The sequence below is a fragment of the Streptomyces sp. TRM70350 genome (assembly GCF_019219825.1).
In the GTDB taxonomy this organism is placed as follows: domain Bacteria; phylum Actinomycetota; class Actinomycetes; order Streptomycetales; family Streptomycetaceae; genus Streptomyces.
This window is the reverse complement of the sequence record NZ_JAHUXH010000007.1, coordinates 31,341-52,260: the sequence shown is the minus strand read 5'-3', so window position 1 is coordinate 52,260 and position 20,920 is coordinate 31,341. Positions and strand designations below refer to the sequence as shown.

The window sequence follows — 20,920 nt, the reverse complement described above, 5'->3', positions numbered from 1 at the left end:
GAGCCACCCAATGCCCGACGCCGACCGGCCGCAGGAACTGCCTGCCAGGCTGCTCACCGATCCGGAGATGATCGATGCGTGCCGGGTACGGGACTTCGCCAGAGTCTTCCGGCTGGTGAAGACCAGGGCCGGGATCTATCCGTCGATGATCGCCCGGCGCTGCGACCTGACGCCGAGCCGTGTCGGCGAAGTCATCGCAGGACGACGTCAGTTGCAGCACATGGACGTCATCGAGCGGATCTCGGACGGCTTGCGCATCCCTGGCCACATGCTGGGGCTTGCCCGTAGACCGTGGGAGACGCCTCAGGCCCTCATGGTCTCTGAGCGAGAGGCGCCGCAACTGCCGGAGCCCGAGCAGCAGACCCCCGCGTCACTGCCAGGCCCCGATGTCGACAGCATCTTGGCTCTGGCCACGCGATCCAAGCTCAGCGCAGCAACCCTCGAAGCGTTCCGCTCCTCCATCGAGGACTACTGGCGACGAGACGACCAGCACGGTGGCGAGGCGCTGAGGCCGGCCATCGTCGGCCAGCTCCGGTATGTCGTCGGCCTCCTGAAGGAGAACCGGCGGCCGTCCATCCAGAACGGCCTGTTCGGTATCGCTGCCGAGTTGGCACGCCTCACCGGCTGGACGTACTTCGACGCCCGCCAGTACAACCAGGCCCGCGCGTACTTCACTGAGGCCCTGCAACTGGCCAAGGAGATCGACGACCGGCAGTTCATGGCCAACGTCCTCGCGTGCATGAGCTTGCAGGCGACCTACCAGGACAAGCCCGCGGACTCCCTGGCACTCGTGACAGCCGCCCAGGACCAGGCCCGTTCGGCACTCGGCACGACCCCGCGCGTCCTGTCGATGCTGTCCATGCGGGAAGCGTTCGCCCATGCCACCCTCGGGAACCGCGACGATACGCACCGGGCGATCGGCGAAGCGCACCGCCATTTCGAGCAGATCCGGTCGAGCGACCCGGACCCGTCATGGGTGACGTACTTCGACGAGCCGAAGCTCATCGTGGACACGGGCATTGCACATGGCCAACTGGGTGAAGCGGCGACCGCTGAACCGTTGATCGCGGATGCCCTGCGGCGGGAGAAACGCACCAACCAGCGAGGCCGCGCGTTTCATTCGTTCTGGCTGGCACGGACGCAGTTGGACCAGGGCAAGCTCGACCAGGCATGCCACACCGCCACGCAAGCGCTGGAACCGGCGTCGGCCGTGGCCTCTGAGCGCGTGTCGGGCCATCTCAGGGAGTTCTACGGGCAGTTGGCTCCGCACAGGCAGGAGCCCGTGGCGCTGGCCTTCGAGTCGCGCCTACGGGAACTTTTACCTCCGGTCAGCGGGTCGCTTCGTCCATGAGCAGGTACAGCAGACCCACGAGCGAGCCACTGCTCACGATCTCCCGGCGGTCGATCATGCCCCGGATCTCAGAGAGGGGAATCCACTCGATGCGGTCCGACTCGTTCTTCTCAGTGGGCAGTCCGGCGTAGATCGCGCCATCCACGCGGAAGACGTGGTGCTGCGAGTCGGTGATCCCGTTGGCGGGCTCGGCGTAGATCAGGGGCTTTATGGGGCCGGGGCGCCAGCCCGTCTCTTCCAGGACTTCGCGGGCCGCTGCCTGCTCGGGGGTCTCGCCTTCCTCGACCAGGCCCATGGGCAGTTCCCAGGCCCACGAGTCGGTGATGAAGCGGTGCCGCCACATCATCAGAACCTCTTGGCGGTCATTGACCACGGCGGCCACGGCCAGGTGCCGGAGGCGGACGACGTGGTACTCCCACCTGCGCCCGTCGGGCTGCTGGACGTCGACCAGACACAGATTCACCCACTTGTTGGTGTAGATCTGTCGCTCACCGTGGGTCTTCCACTCCATACCTGCGGCCCCTCTCACGCGGTGCACCCAGCATCTCAGACCATGCCGAGCCTAGATACACGATTCGCGTCGAGGTGACGAAATGTCCACCGGATCAGGTTCCTCGGCGTGGGAGCCTCGCCTGCGGCCCATCTGCTCCGAGGAGCAAATCACCCTCAAGCTGGGTGTCCATTCGGTAGTAAAAGCTATGCCCAGGCGGGGGCCAGTCATCTGACATACGCGAATTTTGCCGGTTCAGCCTGCCCACAGTCATCGCCGATTTACCGGCGGCTGTTCCCGCGCACGGTGCTCCGCCACCACCACGAGGCCGTCCCAGGACAATGTGACCGGAAGGGGCTGTGATGACGCAGCCCCTTCCGTAGGAGACGGGAAGCAGCCTCACTGCTGGTGGTGCTGGCGACTACGCCGCCATCGACGCAGGCGAGCAGCCGGCCCCCGCCACGCATGGAAGAAATCGTCAACCTCGCGACCGAGCTTGGCACCGTAGCCGAGAGCCAAGCTGAGCAAGCCGAACAGCGCCAAGATGCTGAGCGTGACCTGATCCAACGTCTCGTCCTTCTACTGCTCCGCCCCAGATGGGCCGGGCGAAGGTGGGTTACCCGAGCGGCCGAAGGGAACGGTCTTGAAACGAGGTCCCGTTGGAGGAGGCCGAGCCCGTCGCAAGGCGTTCGGCGGCCTGACGGAGGGGGAGCGGGACGTCGTCCGCGAAGCGCTCGTGGCCATCCGCCGCGATCCGGCGATGGGCCGTGAGATCCCCGGCTGGCGGCCCCCCTGTGGAATGCACGTACACGACACCCCTGGCCCGTGACTCCGCCGAGGCGATCACTGTTGCGCGGCGTCCCGGCTCGCTCACGTGCCGCCCAGAAAGATCGGATTGGTGAACGCCGCCGGCGCCCCCGGCAGCGGCCCCAGTGCCGTCTCGTGCCGCAACTCGGCCCGTACATAGGCCGCGTACGAGGGCGTCGTACGCCACTCCACGACCCCCGAACCCGCCACCGGCAGCGGCGCGCTCGTGTGCAGCACCCCCTGGTCGGTGACGAACCGCACGACGCACCGCGGGGCCCCGCTCACCTCCAGCCGCACGGTCACCGGCGTGTCCCGGTCGGTCCTCAACCGCTCGCCGATACCGGCGTGTTCGCCCCGTCCGCCGGACGCCGTGAAGGACAGCGACACCTTCGCCGACTCGGCGACATACGAGCGTCCCGCGCGGATGCCCTCCTGGATCGCCTCCCGGGTCAGGTCGTCGGCGAGGACGACGGTCTGCGGGCGGCCGACGACGTCCGGGTCCCGGTGGGCGTCGCTGCTGCCCATCGCCGGGATCCAGTCCCGCCCCTCCTCCTTCAGGGACGCGACCAGCATGCTGTCCCAGTCGGCCAGCGCCATCTCGTCGTCGGGTGTCCAGGGGCCGTTCCACACCTCGATGGCGTCCGCCTCGCCGAAGCCGAACTTCCAGTTGCAGCCGACGCAGGTGGCGTGCGGGTGGGCCGGGACGACCAGGCCGCCCGCCTTGCGGATCTGGCGGGCGAACCGGCCGTAGCGGTTGTCGCGGGCCCGGTAGCGCCAGTCGACGAACGTGCCGGGGTCGGTGCCGAGCGCGACCACGTGACCGTTGCGCGTCGTGACCTCCTCGCCCAGCATCACCAGCAGGTCGTCGCCCGCCACGTCGGCCCAGTGGGCGTGCGCGGAGTGGGTGTTGTGCTCCGAGCTGTTGATGAAGTCCAGGCCCGCCGCCCGCGCCAGCGCCCCGATCTCGGCGGGGGTGCGGCGGCCGTCGGAGTACCAGGAGTGCAGATGGCAGTCGCCCCGGTACCAGTCCCGGCCCCGGCCCTTCGCCCGGTCCGGCGGGTACGTCGGCTCGACGGCGGCACCGGATGCGCCGTACGTCAGCGTGATCGTGATCTCGTACGTCAGCCCCTGCGGCGCCACTGTGTACGGACCCAGCGCGATGTGCCAGGTCCCGCGCCGCACCGGACCCGCGATGTAGCCGGGGGTCGCCTCGTCCGCGCGGATGAAGAACTCCGTGCGTGCCCCGCCCGACCAGCCCCGGAAGCCCCGGCCGCCCAGCTCGGTGCCGCGCTCGTCGAAGACGCCGATGTCGAGGGCGTTGCCCGCGGTGCCGGAGGGGACGGAGGGGCGGTCGTAGGTGTAGGCGACCTTCAGCTCCCGTACGCCGGAGGGGATGTCCACCGGTACGTACACGAAGTCGGGTGAACCGGGCGGGAGTGTGCCCCGTACGGTCTTCGTCTGCTGCTGGCCGGCGGCCGACGCGAAGCTCACACCCGAGAGCGTAAGCGCGGCGGCGGCACCCGTCACGAACAGTGTGCGTCTTCCGATCCCCGCGTTGTCGTCACACATGCGGACCAGGATGGGCGGACGGCGTGAACTCCGGAACACCGCAAGGGGATAGCGCCCTTACGCGCCCACGCTCCCGGCCTGATGCCGACCGGTCGGTATGGACAGATGGCGGATCCCCCGGTAGAGATGGGACATGCGCATCGCCGTCACCGTCTTCCTCACGGACGAGACCATCACCCCGACCCGGCTCGCCCGCGAGCTGGAGCAGCGGGGCTTCGCCGGGCTGTACCTGCCCGAGCACACCCACATCCCGGTCGAGCGGACCACCCCGTACCCGGCGGGCGGCGACCTGCCCCCCGAGTACGGCCGCACCCTCGACCCCTTCGTCGCGCTCGGCCAGGCCGCCGCCGTCACCGAGCGCCTCGGTCTCGGCACCGGCATCACGCTGGTCGCCCAGCACGACCCGATCGACCTGGCCAAGCAGGTCGCGACCCTCGACCACCTCTCCGGCGGCCGCTTCACCCTCGGCCTCGGCTTCGGCTGGAACGTCGAGGAGGCCGCCGACCACGGGGTGGAGTGGCGGACGCGGCGGGAACTGGTCCGGGACCGGATGGCGTTGATGCGCGCGCTGTGGTCGCAGGAACCGACCGCGTACGAGGGCGAGTTCGGCAGCGTGCGCGCCAGCCACGCCCACCCCAAGCCGGTGCAGAAGCCGCGCGGCCCGGTCGTGGGCCCCCGCACGCTCATGGGCGGCGCCGCGGGCCCGAAACTCTTCTCCCACATCTGCGAGTACGCCGACGGCTGGCTGCCGATCGGCGGGCGCGGCCTGTCCGAGTCACTGCCCCGGCTGCGCGCCGCCTGGTCCGACGCGGGCCGCGACCCGTCCGCCCTCCAGGTCGTCCCGTACGCCGTCCACCCGAGCCCGGGCAAGCTCGCGCACTACGCCGAACTCGGCATCGAGGAGGTCGTCGTGCAGTTGCCGCCGGCGGGGGAGGCGGAGGTGCTGCGGGCGTTGGACGGGTACGGCGGCTTCCTGGCCTGACCGGCCTGCGCTGATCAGCTCGACCGTATGCTCGAAGGATGACGACTTCCGCGACCTCCGGAACCGGCCCCACCGAGAACTCCCTGCGTCGCGCCCTGAAACGCGCTCGTGACGGCGTCGCCCTCGACGTCGCCGAGGCGGCCGTACTGCTCCAGGCCCGCGGCGAGGCTCTCGACGACCTCGCCGCGTCCGCCGCCCGGGTGCGGGACGCGGGACTGGAAGCGGCCGGTCGCCCCGGCGTCATCACGTACTCGAAGAGCGTCTTCATCCCCCTGACCCGGCTGTGCCGGGACAAGTGCCACTACTGCACGTTCGTCACCGTCCCCGGCAGGCTGCGCCGGGCGGGGCACGGAATGTTCATGTCTCCGGACGAGGTCCTCGACATCGCCCGGCGCGGCGCCGCGCTCGGCTGCAAGGAAGCCCTCATCACCCTCGGCGACAAGCCCGAGGACCGCTGGCCCGAGGCGCGCGAGTGGCTCGACGCGCACGGCTACGACGACACCATCGCCTACGTCCGCGCCATCTCCGTCCGCATCCTGGAGGAGACGGGCCTGCTCCCTCACCTCAACCCGGGCGTGATGACGTGGACCGACTTCCAGCGCCTGAAGCCCGTGGCCCCGTCGATGGGCATGATGCTGGAGACGACGGCGACCCGCCTCTGGTCGGAGCCCGGCGGCCCGCACTACGGCTCCCCGGACAAGGAACCCGCCGTGCGCCTGCGGGTGTTGGAGGACGCGGGCCGGTCCTCGGTCCCCTTCACCTCCGGGATCCTCATCGGCATCGGCGAGACGTACGAGGAGCGCGCCGAGTCCCTCTTCGCGCTGCGCCGCGTCTCCCGGGCGTACCACGGCATCCAGGAACTGATCATCCAGAACTTCCGCGCCAAACCGGACACGGCGATGCGCGGCATGCCGGACGCGGAGCTGGACGAGCTGGTCGCGACGGTGGCGGTGGCGCGGCACATCATGGGCCCGGCGGCCTGCCTGCAGGCCCCGCCGAACCTGGTGGACGCGGAGTACGAGCGGCTGATCGGGGCCGGGATCGACGACTGGGGCGGCGTCTCCCCGCTGACCATCGACCATGTGAACCCCGAGCGCCCCTGGCCGCAGATCGAGGAACTGGCGGCGAAGTCCGCGGCCGCCGGTTTCGAGCTGCGGGAACGTCTCTGTGTGTACCCGGAGTTCGTCCGCCGCGGCGAGCCCTGGCTGGACCCGAGGCTGCGCCCGCACGTGGCGGCCCTGGCCGACCCGGAGACGGGACTTGCGCGGTCCGGGGCGCTGCCCCAGGGGCTGCCGTGGCAGGAGCCGGACGAGGCGTTCGTGCCGTCCGGCCGTACGGACCTGCACGCCACGATCGACACCGAGGGCCGTACGTCCGACCGCCGCGACGACTTCGACGAGGTGTACGGGGACTGGGGCGCCCTGCGCGAGGCCGCCGCCCCCGGCATGGTCCCGGAGCGCATCGACACGGACGTGCGCGCGGCGCTGGCGACGGCGGCGGACGACCCGACGCGCCTGACGGACGAGGAGGCGCTGGCGCTGCTGCACGCGGACGGCCCGGCGCTGGACGCGCTGTGCCGTGTGGCGGACGACGTGCGCAGGTCGGCGGTCGGCGACGACGTCACGTACATCGTCACCCGCAACATCAACTTCACCAACGTCTGCTACACGGGATGCCGCTTCTGCGCCTTCGCGCAGCGCCGCACGGACGCCGACGCGTACACGCTGTCGCTGGACCAGGTGGCGGACCGTGCCCAACAGGCGTGGGACGTGGGCGCGGTGGAGGTCTGCATGCAGGGCGGCATCCACCCCGACCTGCCCGGCACGGCGTACTTCGACATCGCGCGGGCGGTGAAGTCCCGGGTCCCCGGCATGCACGTGCACGCCTTCTCCCCGATGGAGGTCGTGAACGGCGCCACGCGCACCGGCATGTCCATCCGGGAGTGGCTGACGGCGGCGAAGGAGGCGGGCCTGGACTCCATCCCGGGTACGGCGGCGGAGATCCTGGACGACGAGGTCCGCTGGGTGCTGACGAAGGGCAAGCTCCCCACGGCCACGTGGATCGAGGTCGTCACCACGGCCCACGAACTGGGCATCCGCTCCTCCTCCACGATGATGTACGGCCACGTGGACCAGCCCCGCCACTGGCTGGGCCACCTGCGCACGCTGGCCCGCATACAGCAGCGGACGGGCGGCTTCACGGAGTTCGTCACGCTTCCGTTCATCCACACGAACGCACCGGTGTACCTGGCGGGCATCGCCCGCCCCGGCCCGTCGACGAGGGACAACAGGGCGGTCACGGCCATGGCCCGCCTGCTCCTGCACCCCTGGATCCCCAACATCCAGACAAGCTGGGTGAAACTGGGCACGGACGGCGCGGCGGAGATGCTCCGCTCCGGCGCGAACGACCTGGGCGGCACGCTGATGGAGGAGACGATCTCCCGCATGGCGGGCTCGTCCTACGGCTCGTACAAGTCGGTCCGCGACCTGGTGGCGGTGGCGGAGGCGGCGGGCCGCCCGTCCCGCCCCCGCACGACCCTGTACGGCGAGGTCCCGGAGGAACGGCAGCGGGCGGCCGCGGCGTCGGACGGGCATCTGCCGGAGTTGTTGCCGGTGCTGGACTGACGGAGGGGCGTTCAGGCACGCACAGTACGATGATCCGACCCTCGATGTCGGGGGTCGGAGACTGAGGAGATGCGTGCCCGTGCCTGCCCGACGGCTTCCCTCGTGGGCCTGGGTGTCCGGCCTGACCGTGGGGGCGATCGCGGGGGTCGCCGTGCTCGCCGTGCAGGCCGAGCAGGGGCCGCGACCCACGGCCACGGCGGCCCGGCCCGGCCCCTCGGCGTCCGCGAGCGCCAGGCCCGCGCCGAGCGCACCGGCCCCGGTGGCCGTACCCGACGGCTCCGGAACCGGGCGGCGGATCGTCTACTCGCTGGGGGAGCGGCGGGTGTGGCTGGTCGACGCCAGTGACAGTCCCCGCCGTACGTTCACGGTGTGGCCCGGCACGGTCGACCCCGACCCCGGTACGTACACGGTCGGCACCCGCACCGAGGCCACCACCGGCTCCGACGGCGTGCAGATCGAGCACGTCGTCTACTTCGCCGCCAAGTCCGGCGTCAGCATCGCCTTCTCCGCCGCCGTGGACGGCTCCTCGCCCCCACCGGCCGCGTCCGGCACGCGGACCGGCGGTATCCGCATGAAGTCGGCCGACGGGGACGCGCTGTGGACGTTCGGTACGGCGGGGACGACGGTGACGGTCGTCAAGTAGTGGGCTCGGCCTGCCCGACGGGCAGATGATTCACCAGCAGCACGACGCCGCTCACCAGGAACACCCGGGTCGCCGCGTCCAGCCCGTTCCAGTCCTCCGACTGCCACATCGCGAACCACTCACCCCCGATCGCGAGGAACCCGGCGCCGAACAGCAGCATCACCATCAGCAGGCCGTACGTCGATATCCGCCGCGCCAGCGCGTGGGGGCCGCGCGCCCAGAACCACGTACCGGCGATGAGCAGGAGCGCGGCGACCGTCTCCCACGCGATGATCGCGACATACGCCGCGTCCTGCAGCGCGGTGTCCGTGACGGCCCGCCACATCAGGTCCTCGTCCTTGAACGTGGTGTCCATGGCCAGGACATGCCGGACGAAGTCCTGGTTCGTACCGAAGTCGGTGATGTTCCCGAAGGCGACGAGGGCCATGTAGAGGGCCACGGTGCCGGTAAGGGCGGTGGCGGCGAGGGGGAGAGTGCGTCTGGTGGTGCGTGGGGTGGTTGTGGACATGCCTCTTCTCTACCAGCGTCACGCGCTCCCCACGCCCCCACGAAGCCACTCCACGCCCGGCGCCCGAAGGCGAGGTGGGCGCGGCGCCGGTCCTTGGAGTCACGGACCATGAGCGGACCCATAAGCGGCCAATCGCGACCACTTCCACCAGACCCCGCATACCGATCCGCCCCCTGATCCGACCGTTCCCCGTCGAATACAGTGCGGAGCTGTCGTACGTACGGACGGTGCCCTGGGGAGGTCTGGTGGATGCGACAGCGGGCGCCGTCTGGGGGCGTGCCGAGCAGCAGGACTTCCGAAGCCGGGTACGCGGGACGCTGCTCGGTGCCGCCGTCGGGGACGCGCTGGGCGCGGCCGTGGACCGGCTGGACATGGACGGTATCCGGGCGGCGCACGGGCCCGAGGGCGTTGTCGATCTCGCCCCGGCCTATGGCAGGCGCGGTGCCGTCACCCACCTCACCCAGCTCACCCTCTTCTCCGTCGACGGGCTGATCCGCGCCCAGGTCCGCCGCGACACCGGCGCCTGGCATCCGCCGACCGATCTGCACCGGGCGTATCTGCGCTGGGCCGCCACCCAGCGCGACTGGGGGCCGGACGAGCGGCGCAAGGAGGACGGGTGGCTGGCCCGGGAGGAGTGGCTGTACGCCCGGCGGGATCCGACCCGCGCCCTGCTGATCGGGCTCGGCGACGAGACCATGGGCACGCTGGAGATGCCGAAGAATCCGGGGGAGGCGGGACCCGAGGCCGCCGCCCGTTCCGCGCCCTTCGGGCTGCTCGTCGGCTGGGAACCGCACCTGGTCGTCCAGCTCGCCGTGGAGTGCGCCGCCCAGACCCACGGCCACCCCACCGCGTACCTGGCGGCGGGCGCGTACGCCGTGATCGTGCACACGCTGGCCCGCGGCGAGAGCCTGGACGGGGCCGTGCAGCGGGCGCTCGGCCTGCTCGCCGCCCGGCCGGGGCACCAGCCGGTGGCCGATGCGTTGCAGCACGCGCTGGGTGCGGTACGGCAGGGCATCCCGACGCCGGACCGGGTCGCCGGACTGGCCGGCGACGGCACCGCCGACCGGCTCGTCTCCGCCGCCGTCTACTGCGCCCTGGTCGGCGAGGACGTACGGCACGGACTGCGCCTCGCCGTCAATCACGACGGGCCCTCCGCCGCCACCGCCGCCCTGACCGGCGGCCTCCTCGGCGCCCTGCACGGCGAGACCGCCCTGCCACCGGCCTGGCTGGCCGAGCTGGAGGGCCGCCCCACCATCCTCGAACTGGCCGACGACTTCGCCATGGAGATGACCCAGGGCCCGGCCCTGCACAGCCCGGCGGCCGCCTCCCCGGCGTGGCTGGCGCGCTATCCGAGGGCGTGACCGACCTCACAGGGAACCCGCCCGGTGAACGGACAGGCATCCGCCCCCGGAGGGGAAGGCCGCCCATCCGCTTCAGGGCTACTCCCTGCCCGGCCCCACCCCCACCACACCGTCCGCCGCCCCGGCCGGTGCCGGTACGGCCGCCGCCGCTCCGCCGCCGTCCGTGTTGATCTTCTCGGTGATCGCCAGCCGGTCCGGGATGTCCTCCGGCTTCACGTAGCCGATCAGGACGTACAGGATCAGGGACACCGCCAGCGGGATCGACACCTGGTACTGCGGCGGCACACCGCCCTCATGACGTTGTCGACGCGCTGGTGCGACCAGACGCCGATCGCGACCATCACGCCGAAGTAGCCGATGAGCACGGCCCAGTCGGGACCACATGAATCAGCCGCGGATGGCCTCAGCGCATCAACTCCCCCGCGTTGACCAGCAGCGACTGCCCCGTGATGGCCCGCGCCCGGTCCGACGCCAGGAACACCGCCGCGTCCGCCACGTCCCCGTCCGTGGCCGGCTCGGGCAACGCCATCCGCCCGGTCAGCCGCCCCAGCACCTCTTCCTCCGGCACCCCCTCGGTGTGCGCGGCGTGCCGCACGTACGCCTGCACCGGCGGCCCCCACATCCACCCCGGCAGCACGGAGTTCACCCGGATCCGGTACGGCCCCACCTCCCGCGCCAGCGAGTACATCGCGCTGGTCAGCGCCCCCTTCGACGCCGCGTACGCCGCCTGCCGCACCTGCGTCGGAGCCGCCAGCGCCGACTGCGTCCCGATGAACACCACCGACCCGCCGCCGCCCTCCTTCAGGCCCGGCAGACACGCCCGCGTCATCCGCAGCGACCCCAGCAGGTTCACGTCGATCACCGAAAGCCAGGTCGCGAAGTCGGCGTCCTGAAGCCCGCCGAAGTAGCTGTCCAAGGCGGCGACATGGACCACCGCGTCGATCCCCCCGAAACGCTCCCGCGCCAGCCCGGCCAGCGCCGCGCACTGCGCCTCGTCGGTGATGTCCGTCGCCCGGTACGCCGTGTGCGCGCCGTCCGGATCGATCGCGGCCGCGCTCTTGGCCAGGTTCGCCTCCGTGCGCGCGCCGAGCACCGCGTTCCCGCCGTCCCGTACGACGGCGGCCGCGACCTGGTGGCCGAGTCCGGCGCCCACACCGGAGACGACGACTGTCCTGCCGTGCAGCAGCGACACCGCGGACCCCACCTCTCTGGCCATATTCCTGACGGAGCGTCAGAGTATGGGCGACGCGAGGAAAGGGGAACACCATGAACGCCACTGACGCGGGCGACACCCGCAGCGAGCTCTACGCCGAACTGGCCGCCGTCGGCCCCTACGGCGTCCGCCCCGGCCATGCCCTGATCACCATGGTCGAACCGCACCCGGGCCACGAGTACGCCTACAACCGCTGGTACGAGGACGACCACTACTACGCCGGCGCGATGGCCATGCCCTGGATGTACGCCGGCCGCCGCTGGGTGGCCACCCGCGATCTGCAACTCCTGCGCCACCCCGAGAAGTCGGCGATCGCCCAGCCCGTCACCGCGGGCTGCTACCTGTCGACGTACTGGATCACCGCGGGCCGCCACGCCGACCACATGAAGTGGACCGTCGCGATCAACCAGCGCCTCAACCGCGACGCCCGCGTCCACCACGCCCGCACCCACGTCTTCACGGCGTTCCACGACCACGAGACGACCGTCTACCGGGACGGGGCGGCCGGGCCCCGCGACTTCCACGCCCTCGACCACCCCTACGCCGGACTGGTGCTCCAGGTCGTCGACGCCGACTCGCCGCAGCAGCGCGCCGAACTGCTCCAGTGGCTGCGCACCCGCCACCTCCCCAGGCGGCTCACCGGCTCCCCGGCCGCCCTCGTCACCGTCTTCCGCCCCGTCCCGCTGCCCGGCGACCGCATGACGTACGTCAAACAGGTCGAGGGCGTCGACACCCGGCTGACCCTGCTGTGGTTCCTGGAGACGGACCCCAGGGAGTGCTGGGAGGAGCACTTCGCGGGGCTCGGCCAGATGGAGGAACCGGGGCGGACGGAACTGGTCGCGCCCTTCATCCCGACCGTGCCGGGCACGGACCGGTACGTCGACCAGCTCCGCTGATCACCTCAGCTCCTCCGGACACGGCGTCCCCCGAGGCAGGTCGTAGGGCGACGCCAGCCGGTACGTGCCCGCGCGCGGCGCCAGCAGGACCGTCCACTTGTCGCCCTCCGCGTCCTCCTCGGTCTCCATCAGGCAGCCGTTGAGGTTGTGGTACGTCTTCGGCGCGCCCTCGGGACGGTCCTTGGAGGCCTCCGTCTCCTGCGGCGCCTCGACCCCCTCACCCTCGGCGTCGACCAGTTTCAGCCACGGCGAGTACGGGACGCGGATCAGCACCCGGCCCGGCTGCTTCACGCGGAGAGTCATCTCACCCTGTTCGGCCCGCTCCACGACGGCCGGTGGATCGGCGAGCGGGGTCGGGTCGGTCACCTTGAACAGCTGCCAGTTCGCGTCGCCCCAGATCTGCGTCAGATACGGCAGCCCGCGCTGCACCAGCTGCCGCTCCCGCTCACCGCCGTCCCCGTCCGGCTCGTCCTTGGGCAGCACGACGTAGTGCACGGCCCAGCGCTTGAGCCACTCGTGGTAGTTGGCCGAGTTGAGGGTGTCGTCGTAGAAGAGCGGGTTGCGCTTCATGTCGGCCTGGCGGTTCCAGCCGCGGGCGAGGTTGACGTACGGGGCGAGCGCGGAGGCCTCGCGGTGGGAGCGGGCCGGGACCACCTCGACGCGGCCCTTCTCGGCGCCGACCTGCTGCAGTTCGTTGACCAGCGGAGCCAGTTCACGTGCCCAGGACGCCCTCGGCGTCGTATGGACCACGTCGTCGACCGACTTGTAGCCGATCCAGGCGACGAACCCGGTGAAGGCCACCACGATCGCGTACCACTTGCGCGAGCGCGGCACCGCGAACGGCAGCGCGGCCACCAGCGCCACGCCCGCGAACAGCATCGCCAGCCGGGTGATGTTCGACCCGATCTGTGAGCTGATCAGCCACACCAGCAGCACGGACAGGCCGTACACGGCGGAGGTGATGCGCACGGTCTTCCAGTCGTGCGGGACGAGCAGGAAGACGAGCACCGAGTAGACCAGGGGCAGGGCCGCCGACCCGAAGGACATCGGCTGGGTGCCGGAGAACGGGAACGCCCACGCCGACACCGCCACCACGGCGGACGGCGCGAGCCCCAGCGCCCACGCGCCCGGCCGCCGCTTCTGCAGGAACAGCGCGACCGCCACCAGACCCACGAACAACCCGGCGACGGGCGAGGACATGGTGGCGAGCGCGGCGAGGGGAGCGGCGCACAGGGCCTTCGCCCAGCGCCTGTAACGCCAGCGGTACGGCCAGCAGAACACCACCGCGACCGCGGCCAGCGCGAACAGCGTGCCGAGCCCGAACGTCACCCGTCCCGACACCGCGTTGCACAGCAGCCCGAACACCCCCGCGAGCCCGGCCCACAGCGGCTGCCGCACCGCACGGCCGCGCACCAGGATCAGCGTCAGCAGCCCCGCGGAGAGCGTCCCCGCGATCATCATCGTCGTCCGCACGCCGAGCAGCGACATCAGATACGGCGACACCACGCTGTACGACACCGGGTGCATGCCGCCGTACCAGGCGAGGTTGTACGCCGAGTCGGGGTGGCGGCCGACGAACTCGGCCCAGGCGTCCTGCGCGGCGAGGTCCCCGCCGCTGTTCGCGAAGGTGAAGAACCAGGTGACGTGGAGCACCCCCGCGAGGGCGGTGGTGAGAACGACGGGATGCCGGGCGAGTCGCTTCAGCCGGTCACGGACGGTCACCCCGGGCGGCCCGCCGGGCGATCCGTCGCGCGCTCTCTCGGGCGGCCCGCCGGGCACGCGTATTCGCGGGCCGGATCCCGGGCCCGGACCGGTGTCGTCGGTGCGTGTCGGCTCCGCAGTGGCCACCTGTTGGCACTCCCCGTGTCCCGTCTTCTCTTCTCGGCCGCGCACCCCGTTTCCCGGCTGTTTTCGGCCAGGTGACGAGGCGTTCCCGCGCCCGTCCCGTGCGCGGGCGTCCTGTCCCGTTTCGTGACGCTAGCACGCACCCCGCCGACGGGCGCCCGGGGAGGGCTCCGCCGACGGGGTGCGGTGGGGTGGTGGGGCGCGGCCGGGTCAGGCGACGCGGGTCAGCTTGTCCGTGAAGCCGGGTTCGGTGAGGTCCGACTGCAGGGCCACCGGCACCTCGACCGCGCCTCCGCTGCCGTCGCCCACGGTGAGCGTGCCGACCTTGGTGCCGGACTTCGCGGTGTGCGGTACGGCGTCGGAGGCGAAGGACAGCTTCACCTTCAGGCCCGCCCAGCCGACCGCGGTGACGTCCTGCGTGACGACGACCGGCGTCCGGCCGCCGAGCCGGTCGTCGACGTACCCGACGACATCGCCCTTCTTCAGGATCTTCGCCGAGGTCAGCGCGTCCTGGGCGCCGAGCATCGCGGTCTCGCTGACGGCGTTCACCGTGTCGATGATCGGCGCCTTGTGCTGGCCGAGGATCGCGCCGACCACGGTGACCGTCTCGCCGCCGACCTCCTTGGTGGCGGCGAACAGCAGGTTGCCGCCGGCCGCGGTGGTGGTGCCGGTCTTGATGCCGATGGCGCCGTTGTACGGCACGAGGGTGTTCCAGTTGCGCCACTTCTGACCGGACGGGTCGAACCATTCGGGGAGCTTGGTGATCTCCACCAGGGCCGGGATCTTCACCAGCTCGTTGCCGAGCTTCACCTGGTCCTCGGCGGTGGAGACGGTGGTCTCCTTCAGGCCGGAGGCGTCGGTGTACGTGGTGTTCTTCATGCCCAGTTCCTTGGCGGTGTCGTTCATCTTCTTGATGAACGCGGCCTCGGTACCGGCGTCCCAACGGGCCAGCAGACGCGCGATGTTGTTCGCGGAGGGGATCATGATGGCGGACAGCGCCTGGCGCAGGGTGAGCTGGTCGCCCTCCTTGACGGTGTTGAGCGTGGACTCGCCGCCGACCTGGTCGTAGCCGCCCTCCTTCTCGGCGAGCGCGTCGACCGTGATCTTCGGGCCCTCCTCGCCGGGCTTCAACGGGTGCTTCTGCAGCACGACGTACGCCGTCATGGCCTTGGCGACCGAGCCGATGGCGACCGGCTTCTGCTCGCCGAAGCCGCCCATCGTGCCGATGCCGGTGACGTCCATCGCGCCCTGACCCTCGTTCGGCCACGGCAGGGTGACCTGGTTGCCGTCGAAGGTGTACGAGTCCTCGGCGGTGAGTTCGAGGGTGGGCGTCGGCAGCGGGCGTACGGCCTGCACGATCGCAAACACGATCGCCAGCAGCAGCACCAGCGGCGTCCAGATCTTGATCCGCCGCACCGCCGTCCGCAGGGGGGTCTCCGGGGGCGGCGGGGTGTTGGTCAGCTCCGCCAGCAGATCCAGCGGCGGTTTCGGCGGCAGGGGCTGCTGCGTCGTCCGCTCCGGGCCGACCTGCGGCACCGGGGCGGTCTGGTCGGCGGGGATCCTCGGGAGCGCGGTGGTGGCCTCGGCGGGCGCCTTGGGCTTGTCGGACGGCACCTTCGGCAGCGCGGTCGTCGCCTCGGCGGCCCGCTGCGGCTTGCGCGTCGAGGGGTCGTCCAGGGGCTTGAGCGCGACGAACCTGCTGGTGCGCTCGGCGTCCGACTCCGGCGCAGGAGCGGGCTTCTTGGCGCCCCCCAGCTTCAGCGTCGTGGTCGGCTGGTCGACGCCCGTCGTCGACGGCTTCACGGCCCTGAAGACGGCCGTGGGCTGGTCCACGGGGGGTGCGTCGGCCTTGGGGGCGTCGCCGGTGCGGGACTGCGGGCCGCGGTGACCCTCGGAGCGGCTCTCGGCGGTGGTGCGGTCTGTGCGCGTGGCGTGGTCGGCGGTGCGGGCGTTCTCCCGGTCCTGGCCGACCGGGTCGGCTGCGGAAGCGCCCTGGGCCGTCGGCTTTTCGGCGGCGCCGGACTGGGCGTCCTCGGCCGCGGTCGCGGTGCCGCGCACGTGGTCGGCGTCGCCACCGGTCTCCTCGGCTGCGGCGTCGGCGTCCCCGGGCTCGGCGTGGTCGGCGGTGCGGGCGTTCTCCCGGTCCTGGCCGACCGGGTCGGCTGCGGAAGCGCCCTGGGCCGTCGGCTTTTCGGCGGCGCCGGACTGGGCGTCGTCCTCGGGGCCGTCCTGGGCGTCCGCCGCCGGGGCGCCGGTGTCGCCGGGCTTCTCGCCCCGGGCGTCCGGCTCCTCAGCGCGTTCGCCTTGCCGGGCGGGAGCCTCCACCTCGCCGGAGTTCTCCTCACCGGCGGGCGTCGCGTCCTCTGCCGCGCCCTCCTCGCCGGAGTCCTCGGCATCGGCGGGTTTCTCGGCCCCGGCGGCGTCGGTGCCGCCCTCACGCTCACCCTGGGCCTCGTTGCCGGGCTTGGCCGCAGCCTTGTCGCCGGGCTCGTGGGCGTTCGTGTCGGCGTCGGTGCCGCCCTCGGCCGCAGCCTTGTCGGCGTTCGTGTCGGCCTTGTTGCCGGGCTCGGCCGCAGCCTTGTCCGCGTTCGTGTCCACCTCGTCGCCGCCCTCGGCCGCGCCCCCCTCGGGCCTCCCCTCCCCGGACGTCACCCACGCCGCCACAGCCGCCCGCAGCCGCTCGTCGCCCGCCGCGTCGGACTCGTCGGCGTTCCCGGCCCCGGCGCGCTTCTCACGGCCCGTGGGCTGCTCGGAAGCCGCCTCCCCGGCAGCCCCCTCGGACTCCTCGGACTCCTCGGAGAGTTCCTTCACCGAGAGCACCCGCGTCGCCGTGTCCCTCTCACGCCCGCCCCCGGACTCCCGTGCCACGGCGAGCCGTGGGTCACGGGCGGTGGTGGCGCCGTTTCTGGCCTCGGGAACCGGACTCGCGCTCCCCGACGTCGGTTCTGCCGACGACTCGCGCTGCTTCGACCTGTCGGGGGACTCGCCCGCCACCGATGCCTCCTCCATGCGCCGCACGCCTCCGTGCGCGTACCCAACCGTGAACCGTTGCCCGGACCACCGCCCCCACAGGACTGTCCGAAGCGCTGTCCGAACCATGTACCAGTGTCCTGTGTGCGGACCCGACCCACGCCGAAGACGAGAACGACATACCTACTGGTTCCCTTACAAACAGGTCACGCACCCTCGACAGACCAATGTGAGAGGGGTCACCCTGTCATTCATCCACGCGGGGAGGCATGGATGGGCAGGAGCCGCAGAACACTTCCGGAGGAGCTTCTGCTGCTGGCACTGGACCCGGCCACGGGTACCACTGCACAGCCGCAGTCGCTCGACCTCGGTCTGGCCGGAGCACAGCTAGTGGAGCTGGCGCTGGCCGGACGGATAGCCCCAGACGGGGATCGTATCGCCGTGGTGGTACCACGGCCGACAGGAGATCCGACACTGGATTGCGCGTTGGAGTTGCTGCGCAGGCGCGGCGCTCCGGTACGGGCGGTCCACTGGATCGGCGGGCCACGACTGGGGCTCCGCCAGACCTACCTCTCGCATCTGGAGCGGTGCGGCATGGTGCACGCCGTGGCCGGTCAGATGTGCGGGGTGCTGCCGACGACTCGCTACCAGGCGACGGACAACGCCATCAGCCGGGAGATCAGGGCCCGGCTGGATTCCGCGATCCGCACCGGCGTACCGCCGGACCCGCGGACCGCGGCGCTCGCCGCCCTGGCCCACGCGGTCGGTCTCGGCAAGCACCTGTATCCGGGCAACGAGGGGCGCTCGTCCCGTTCCCGGCTGCGGGACCTGATCCGGCACGACCCGATGGGCGGCCTCGTGGCGCACGCCGTGATGGACGTCCAGAACGGCGTCGCGGCCCAGCCGCGCCGCAGCCCGGCCCCGGCCGGCCGCCAGGCCGCCGCCGGAGCCCGGACCGCGGAGCCGGCCCGGAGCGTCCCGGTGCAGCCGCGCCGCGGCGCGATGGCACGCGTCGTGGCCCACTGAGCCGCGGTCCACGGCAGCGCACCATCACCTCAACGGCACCACCCAGCACCATCGGTACGGCCACCAGGCCGCACCACGCACCGCACGCGCCGCGCCTGAGTCCCCAAGACCCGGTTCGGGAGCCGCAGTGGTCCGCGCGGGGTGGCGGGAGCCGTCGTTCGGACGACGGACGGCCCCACCGCCCCGCGCGGCCGCATGTCCGCGCCCGCTTCGCGTACCCCTCGTACGACGTCGTACGACGTCGTACGAACGTGCGTCCTGTCGCGTACCCGCCGCATATCCGCTGTTTCCCAGCGGTAAGTAGCCCCTTGGTGGCAGTCTGCTCAACAGCAGATACGCATAGTTGCAGGTTTCGAGGCACGCAGCCGGAGGTGCACGTCCCGTGGCGTCCAATGTCAATCCCACCGTCAGGCGGCGCCGGCTGGGCCAGGAGCTGCGCAGGCTCCGCGAGCTCAAGGGCATGACGGCCGAGGAGGTGGCGGAGCGGCTGCTGGTGTCCCAGTCGAAGATCAGCCGCCTGGAGAACGGCCGGCGCAGCATCAGCCAGCGCGACGTCCGTGACCTGTGCGGTGTCTACGAGGTGGAGGACCACCGGATCGTCGACTCGCTGATGCAGATGGCCAAGGACTCGCGCCAGCAGGGCTGGTGGCACTCCTTCGGCGACATCCCGTACAGCGTCTACATCGGCCTGGAGACCGACGCGGCGAGCCTTCGGGTGTACGACCCGCAGGTGGTTCCCGGCCTGCTGCAGACGCGCCAGTACGCCGAGGCGCTGATCCGCGGCGCGCTGCCGGAGGCGACGCCCACCGACATCGACAGACGTGTTCAGGTACGGCTGCGTCGGCAGGAACGTATTGCCGCCGAGGAGAACCCGCTGCGCCTGTGGGCGGTGCTCGACGAGGCCGCCGTACGCCGTGAGGTCGGCAACAGACAGGTGATGATCGACCAGCTGGAGCACCTGCTGGAGATGTCCCAGCTGCCGCACGTCACCGTGCAGTTGATCCCGTTCGAGATGGGCGCGCACCCCGGCGTGAGCGGGCAGTACGCGATCCTGGAGTTCCCGGACGCCGCCGACTCCAGCGTGGTCTACATCGAGGGCGTCACCAGCGACCTCTACCTGGAGAAGCCGCAGGACGTCCAGAAGTACAGCGTCATGTACGAGCATTTGCGGGCACAGGCGCTGAATGTGGACCAAACCCGGGTGTTCCTCTCGGATGTGGCGAAGAGCTACGCCCGCTGAGCCCTGTGGGACTTGCGGCGCGGAAGGGTACACCGTCACCCGGTCCGTACGGAAGTCCTTGCTGGAATATGCCAGCCGGTCGAGTGAATGGCTGCTCCGTGCGGCGATGTTGGCGAGTAGCGTCGATCACGCCACCAAGCAAGAACGTTGGCGCAATCACAGCAACTCAGCAACTGCTTACCGGAGCGAAAATGGCAATCAAGCAGGGCGCGACGGACGCGTGGGTCAAGTCCTCGTACTCCCAGGGCAACGGCGCGTGCGTCGAGATCAAGTCCCCTGTCCTGTCCGCAATCTCCGTCCGGGACTCCAAGGTGACCGAGGGTCCCGTCCTGGCGTTCCCGTCGACCGCGTGGAGCGCTTTCGTGGCCTCGGTCAAGGCGTAAGGAGAGGGCCTCCCTGACACCGCCCGACAACTGCACAGCAGTACCCCAAGAGCCCTCTCGACCAGTTCGCCGTCCTAGCCGAGAGGGCTCGGCCCTGTCCTCGGGCCGTCACATCACCGCACGGGGAACGCCACGTCGCACACCGGGTCCTCGGCCCCGGCCGCGTCCCAGTCCGCGAAGTAGACCTCCCGGCACGGGCCCGCCTGCCACAGCCCCTGCTTCGGGATCCACGCCTCCACCGCGCCGAAGGCGGCCAGGATCTGAGGGTGCGCCACCTGTGCCTTGGTGATCCGGGTATAGGCCAGCCGCTGGGCCGGTTCCACGCGTACCCTCGTCTCCCACGTACGGCCGTGCCGCTCGACCCACGCCCGGGCCGCCGCCTCGTCGGCCACCGGCACGCAGGACTCGGCCGGTCCGTCGCTCTCCATCGACACCTCGGAGTGGTACACGACGAACGGCGCCGCCGTGCTGCCGCCGCACTCCTTCGCCGCCTCCTCGAGTCGGCCCAGCGACGCGCCGATCCACGTCGGCAGCTCGCCCGCCAGCACATGCCGCGTCTCGGTGATCAGCACCTGCTCGGGCACGTCCACCGTCTCGACCACGAACTTCCCGTACATCTCGCAGCTCCTCCCCGACAGTCGTCCACGGAGGTACTCGGCGAGCGTCCGCTGCCCCGCCACCCGCGCCTCGACGTCCGCCCAGTACGCGGCGAGCCGGTCGGCGGCAGCGGCCCCGTCCGGCGCCTCGACGACCTCGGCGATCCGCGCGAGCGGCATGTCGAGCTGGCGCAGGAGCGCCACGAGCCGGGCGCGTTCGACCTGTCCGGCGCGGTAGTAGCGGTAGCCGCTGGCCTCGTCCACGTGCGCCGGGGCCAGCAGCCCCAGCCGGTCGTACAGCCGCAGGGCCTTGGCCGACAGCCGCGCCCGGGCGGCGAACGCGCCGATGGTGAGCAGTTCCTCTCCCACGTCCACCACGTCATCCTCCGTCACCGGGCGCCGTTCGCCCGGTGACA

At 71.4% G+C, this 20,920-nt stretch carries 17 protein-coding genes and 1 pseudogene; 9 read left to right on the top strand and 9 right to left on the bottom strand.

Features of this window, described 5'->3' with window-relative positions:
- The first annotated feature begins 10 nt into the window (after positions 1 to 10).
- Positions 11 to 1,351, top strand: coding sequence for a hypothetical protein (locus tag KWI83_RS13460; protein WP_218514587.1), 1,341 nt, complete (start codon positions 11 to 13; stop codon positions 1,349 to 1,351).
- Here the strand turns inward: KWI83_RS13460 and KWI83_RS13455 are convergent.
- The 3 genes from KWI83_RS13455 to KWI83_RS13445 all read right to left on the bottom strand — a co-directional run bounded on the left by KWI83_RS13455 (position 1,329) and on the right by KWI83_RS13445 (position 4,217).
- Positions 1,329 to 1,862 (bottom strand): NUDIX hydrolase, encoded by a 534-nt coding sequence (locus KWI83_RS13455; protein WP_218514586.1) that lies wholly within the window; start codon positions 1,860 to 1,862, stop codon positions 1,329 to 1,331. The two genes, KWI83_RS13460 and KWI83_RS13455, sit on opposite strands and share 23 nt — an antisense overlap.
- A gap of 378 nt (positions 1,863 to 2,240) precedes the next feature.
- A complete protein-coding gene (locus KWI83_RS13450) occupies positions 2,241 to 2,408 on the bottom strand; it encodes a hypothetical protein (RefSeq protein ID WP_218514585.1) in 168 nt (55 codons plus the stop codon).
- A 303-nt stretch (positions 2,409 to 2,711) separates the two neighbouring features.
- Complete coding sequence (locus KWI83_RS13445; RefSeq protein ID WP_218514584.1) at positions 2,712 to 4,217, bottom strand: CehA/McbA family metallohydrolase; 1,506 nt, start codon at positions 4,215 to 4,217, stop codon at positions 2,712 to 2,714.
- A 133-nt stretch (positions 4,218 to 4,350) separates the two neighbouring features.
- Here KWI83_RS13445 and KWI83_RS13440 point away from each other — a divergent pair, with 133 nt between their 5' ends.
- The 3 genes from KWI83_RS13440 to KWI83_RS13430 all read left to right on the top strand — a co-directional run bounded on the left by KWI83_RS13440 (position 4,351) and on the right by KWI83_RS13430 (position 8,466).
- Entirely contained in the window at positions 4,351 to 5,199 is an 849-nt protein-coding gene (locus KWI83_RS13440; protein ID WP_218514583.1) for an LLM class F420-dependent oxidoreductase, read from the top strand.
- A gap of 38 nt (positions 5,200 to 5,237) precedes the next feature.
- Positions 5,238 to 7,823 carry a bifunctional FO biosynthesis protein CofGH gene (locus KWI83_RS13435; RefSeq protein ID WP_218514582.1) on the top strand — a complete coding sequence of 862 codons (2,586 nt, stop codon included), beginning with the start codon at positions 5,238 to 5,240 and terminating at the stop codon, positions 7,821 to 7,823.
- Between the two features lie 73 nt (positions 7,824 to 7,896).
- A complete protein-coding gene (locus tag KWI83_RS13430; RefSeq protein ID WP_218514581.1) occupies positions 7,897 to 8,466 on the top strand; it encodes a hypothetical protein in 570 nt (189 codons plus the stop codon).
- Here the strand turns inward: KWI83_RS13430 and KWI83_RS13425 are convergent.
- Positions 8,459 to 8,974: a DUF2165 domain-containing protein gene (locus KWI83_RS13425; RefSeq protein ID WP_218514580.1), complete on the bottom strand. Its 516-nt coding sequence runs from the start codon at positions 8,972 to 8,974 to the stop codon at positions 8,459 to 8,461. The genes KWI83_RS13430 and KWI83_RS13425 overlap by 8 nt on opposite strands.
- A 245-nt stretch (positions 8,975 to 9,219) precedes the next feature.
- Between KWI83_RS13425 and KWI83_RS13420 the strand changes: the two genes are divergently transcribed.
- Positions 9,220 to 10,335, top strand: a complete 1,116-nt coding sequence (locus KWI83_RS13420) for an ADP-ribosylglycohydrolase family protein (RefSeq protein WP_218514579.1) — start codon at positions 9,220 to 9,222, stop codon at positions 10,333 to 10,335.
- A 78-nt stretch (positions 10,336 to 10,413) separates the two neighbouring features.
- Here KWI83_RS13420 and KWI83_RS13415 read toward each other — a convergent pair.
- Positions 10,414 to 10,629: pseudogene (locus tag KWI83_RS13415) on the bottom strand (Na+:solute symporter); the annotation flags it as partial.
- A 109-nt stretch (positions 10,630 to 10,738) separates the two neighbouring features.
- Positions 10,739 to 11,527 (bottom strand): SDR family oxidoreductase, encoded by a 789-nt coding sequence (locus KWI83_RS13410; RefSeq protein WP_218514828.1) that lies wholly within the window; start codon positions 11,525 to 11,527, stop codon positions 10,739 to 10,741.
- A gap of 74 nt (positions 11,528 to 11,601) precedes the next feature.
- Here KWI83_RS13410 and KWI83_RS13405 point away from each other — a divergent pair, with 74 nt between their 5' ends.
- Positions 11,602 to 12,444, top strand: a complete 843-nt coding sequence (locus tag KWI83_RS13405) for a hypothetical protein (protein ID WP_218514578.1) — start codon at positions 11,602 to 11,604, stop codon at positions 12,442 to 12,444.
- On the opposite strand, the gene KWI83_RS13400 is transcribed toward KWI83_RS13405, so the two are convergent.
- On the bottom strand, positions 12,445 to 14,292 hold the full coding sequence (locus KWI83_RS13400) for an MFS transporter (RefSeq protein WP_218514577.1): 1,848 nt from the start codon (positions 14,290 to 14,292) through the stop codon (positions 12,445 to 12,447). It lies immediately after the preceding gene.
- 207 nt (positions 14,293 to 14,499) lie between these two features.
- Positions 14,500 to 17,298, bottom strand: coding sequence for a D-alanyl-D-alanine carboxypeptidase (locus tag KWI83_RS13395; RefSeq protein WP_218514576.1), 2,799 nt, complete (start codon positions 17,296 to 17,298; stop codon positions 14,500 to 14,502).
- 234 nt (positions 17,299 to 17,532) lie between these two features.
- Here KWI83_RS13395 and KWI83_RS13390 point away from each other — a divergent pair, with 234 nt between their 5' ends.
- The 3 genes from KWI83_RS13390 (at position 17,533) to KWI83_RS13380 (ending at position 19,908) form a co-directional block, all read left to right on the top strand.
- Positions 17,533 to 18,285, top strand: coding sequence for a GPP34 family phosphoprotein (locus KWI83_RS13390; RefSeq protein WP_218514575.1), 753 nt, complete (start codon positions 17,533 to 17,535; stop codon positions 18,283 to 18,285).
- A gap of 382 nt (positions 18,286 to 18,667) precedes the next feature.
- Positions 18,668 to 19,525 (top strand): helix-turn-helix transcriptional regulator, encoded by an 858-nt coding sequence (locus KWI83_RS13385; RefSeq protein ID WP_218514574.1) that lies wholly within the window; start codon positions 18,668 to 18,670, stop codon positions 19,523 to 19,525.
- Between the two features lie 191 nt (positions 19,526 to 19,716).
- Positions 19,717 to 19,908 (top strand): DUF397 domain-containing protein, encoded by a 192-nt coding sequence (locus KWI83_RS13380; protein WP_218514573.1) that lies wholly within the window; start codon positions 19,717 to 19,719, stop codon positions 19,906 to 19,908.
- Between the two features lie 113 nt (positions 19,909 to 20,021).
- Here KWI83_RS13380 and KWI83_RS13375 read toward each other — a convergent pair whose 3' ends face one another.
- Positions 20,022 to 20,897 (bottom strand): MerR family transcriptional regulator, encoded by an 876-nt coding sequence (locus KWI83_RS13375; protein ID WP_218514572.1) that lies wholly within the window; start codon positions 20,895 to 20,897, stop codon positions 20,022 to 20,024.
- Between the last annotated feature and the right edge of the window lie 23 nt (positions 20,898 to 20,920).

Bases quoted from the DNA above. Each gene is read 5' to 3' on its own strand.
- KWI83_RS13380 (WP_218514573.1), top strand. From the start codon at position 19,717: ATGGCAATCAAGCAGGGCGCGACGGACGCGTGGGTCAAGTCCTCGTAC.
- KWI83_RS13390 (WP_218514575.1), top strand. From the start codon at position 17,533: ATGGGCAGGAGCCGCAGAACACTTCCGGAGGAGCTTCTGCTGCTGGCA.
- KWI83_RS13405 (WP_218514578.1), top strand. From the start codon at position 11,602: ATGAACGCCACTGACGCGGGCGACACCCGCAGCGAGCTCTACGCCGAA.
- KWI83_RS13425 (WP_218514580.1), bottom strand. From the start codon at position 8,974: ATGTCCACAACCACCCCACGCACCACCAGACGCACTCTCCCCCTCGCC.
- KWI83_RS13440 (WP_218514583.1), top strand. From the start codon at position 4,351: ATGCGCATCGCCGTCACCGTCTTCCTCACGGACGAGACCATCACCCCG.
- KWI83_RS13395 (WP_218514576.1), bottom strand. From the start codon at position 17,298: ATGGAGGAGGCATCGGTGGCGGGCGAGTCCCCCGACAGGTCGAAGCAG.
- KWI83_RS13445 (WP_218514584.1), bottom strand. From the start codon at position 4,217: ATGTGTGACGACAACGCGGGGATCGGAAGACGCACACTGTTCGTGACG.
- KWI83_RS13455 (WP_218514586.1), bottom strand. From the start codon at position 1,862: ATGGAGTGGAAGACCCACGGTGAGCGACAGATCTACACCAACAAGTGG.
- KWI83_RS13460 (WP_218514587.1), top strand. From the start codon at position 11: ATGCCCGACGCCGACCGGCCGCAGGAACTGCCTGCCAGGCTGCTCACC.
- KWI83_RS13435 (WP_218514582.1), top strand. From the start codon at position 5,238: ATGACGACTTCCGCGACCTCCGGAACCGGCCCCACCGAGAACTCCCTG.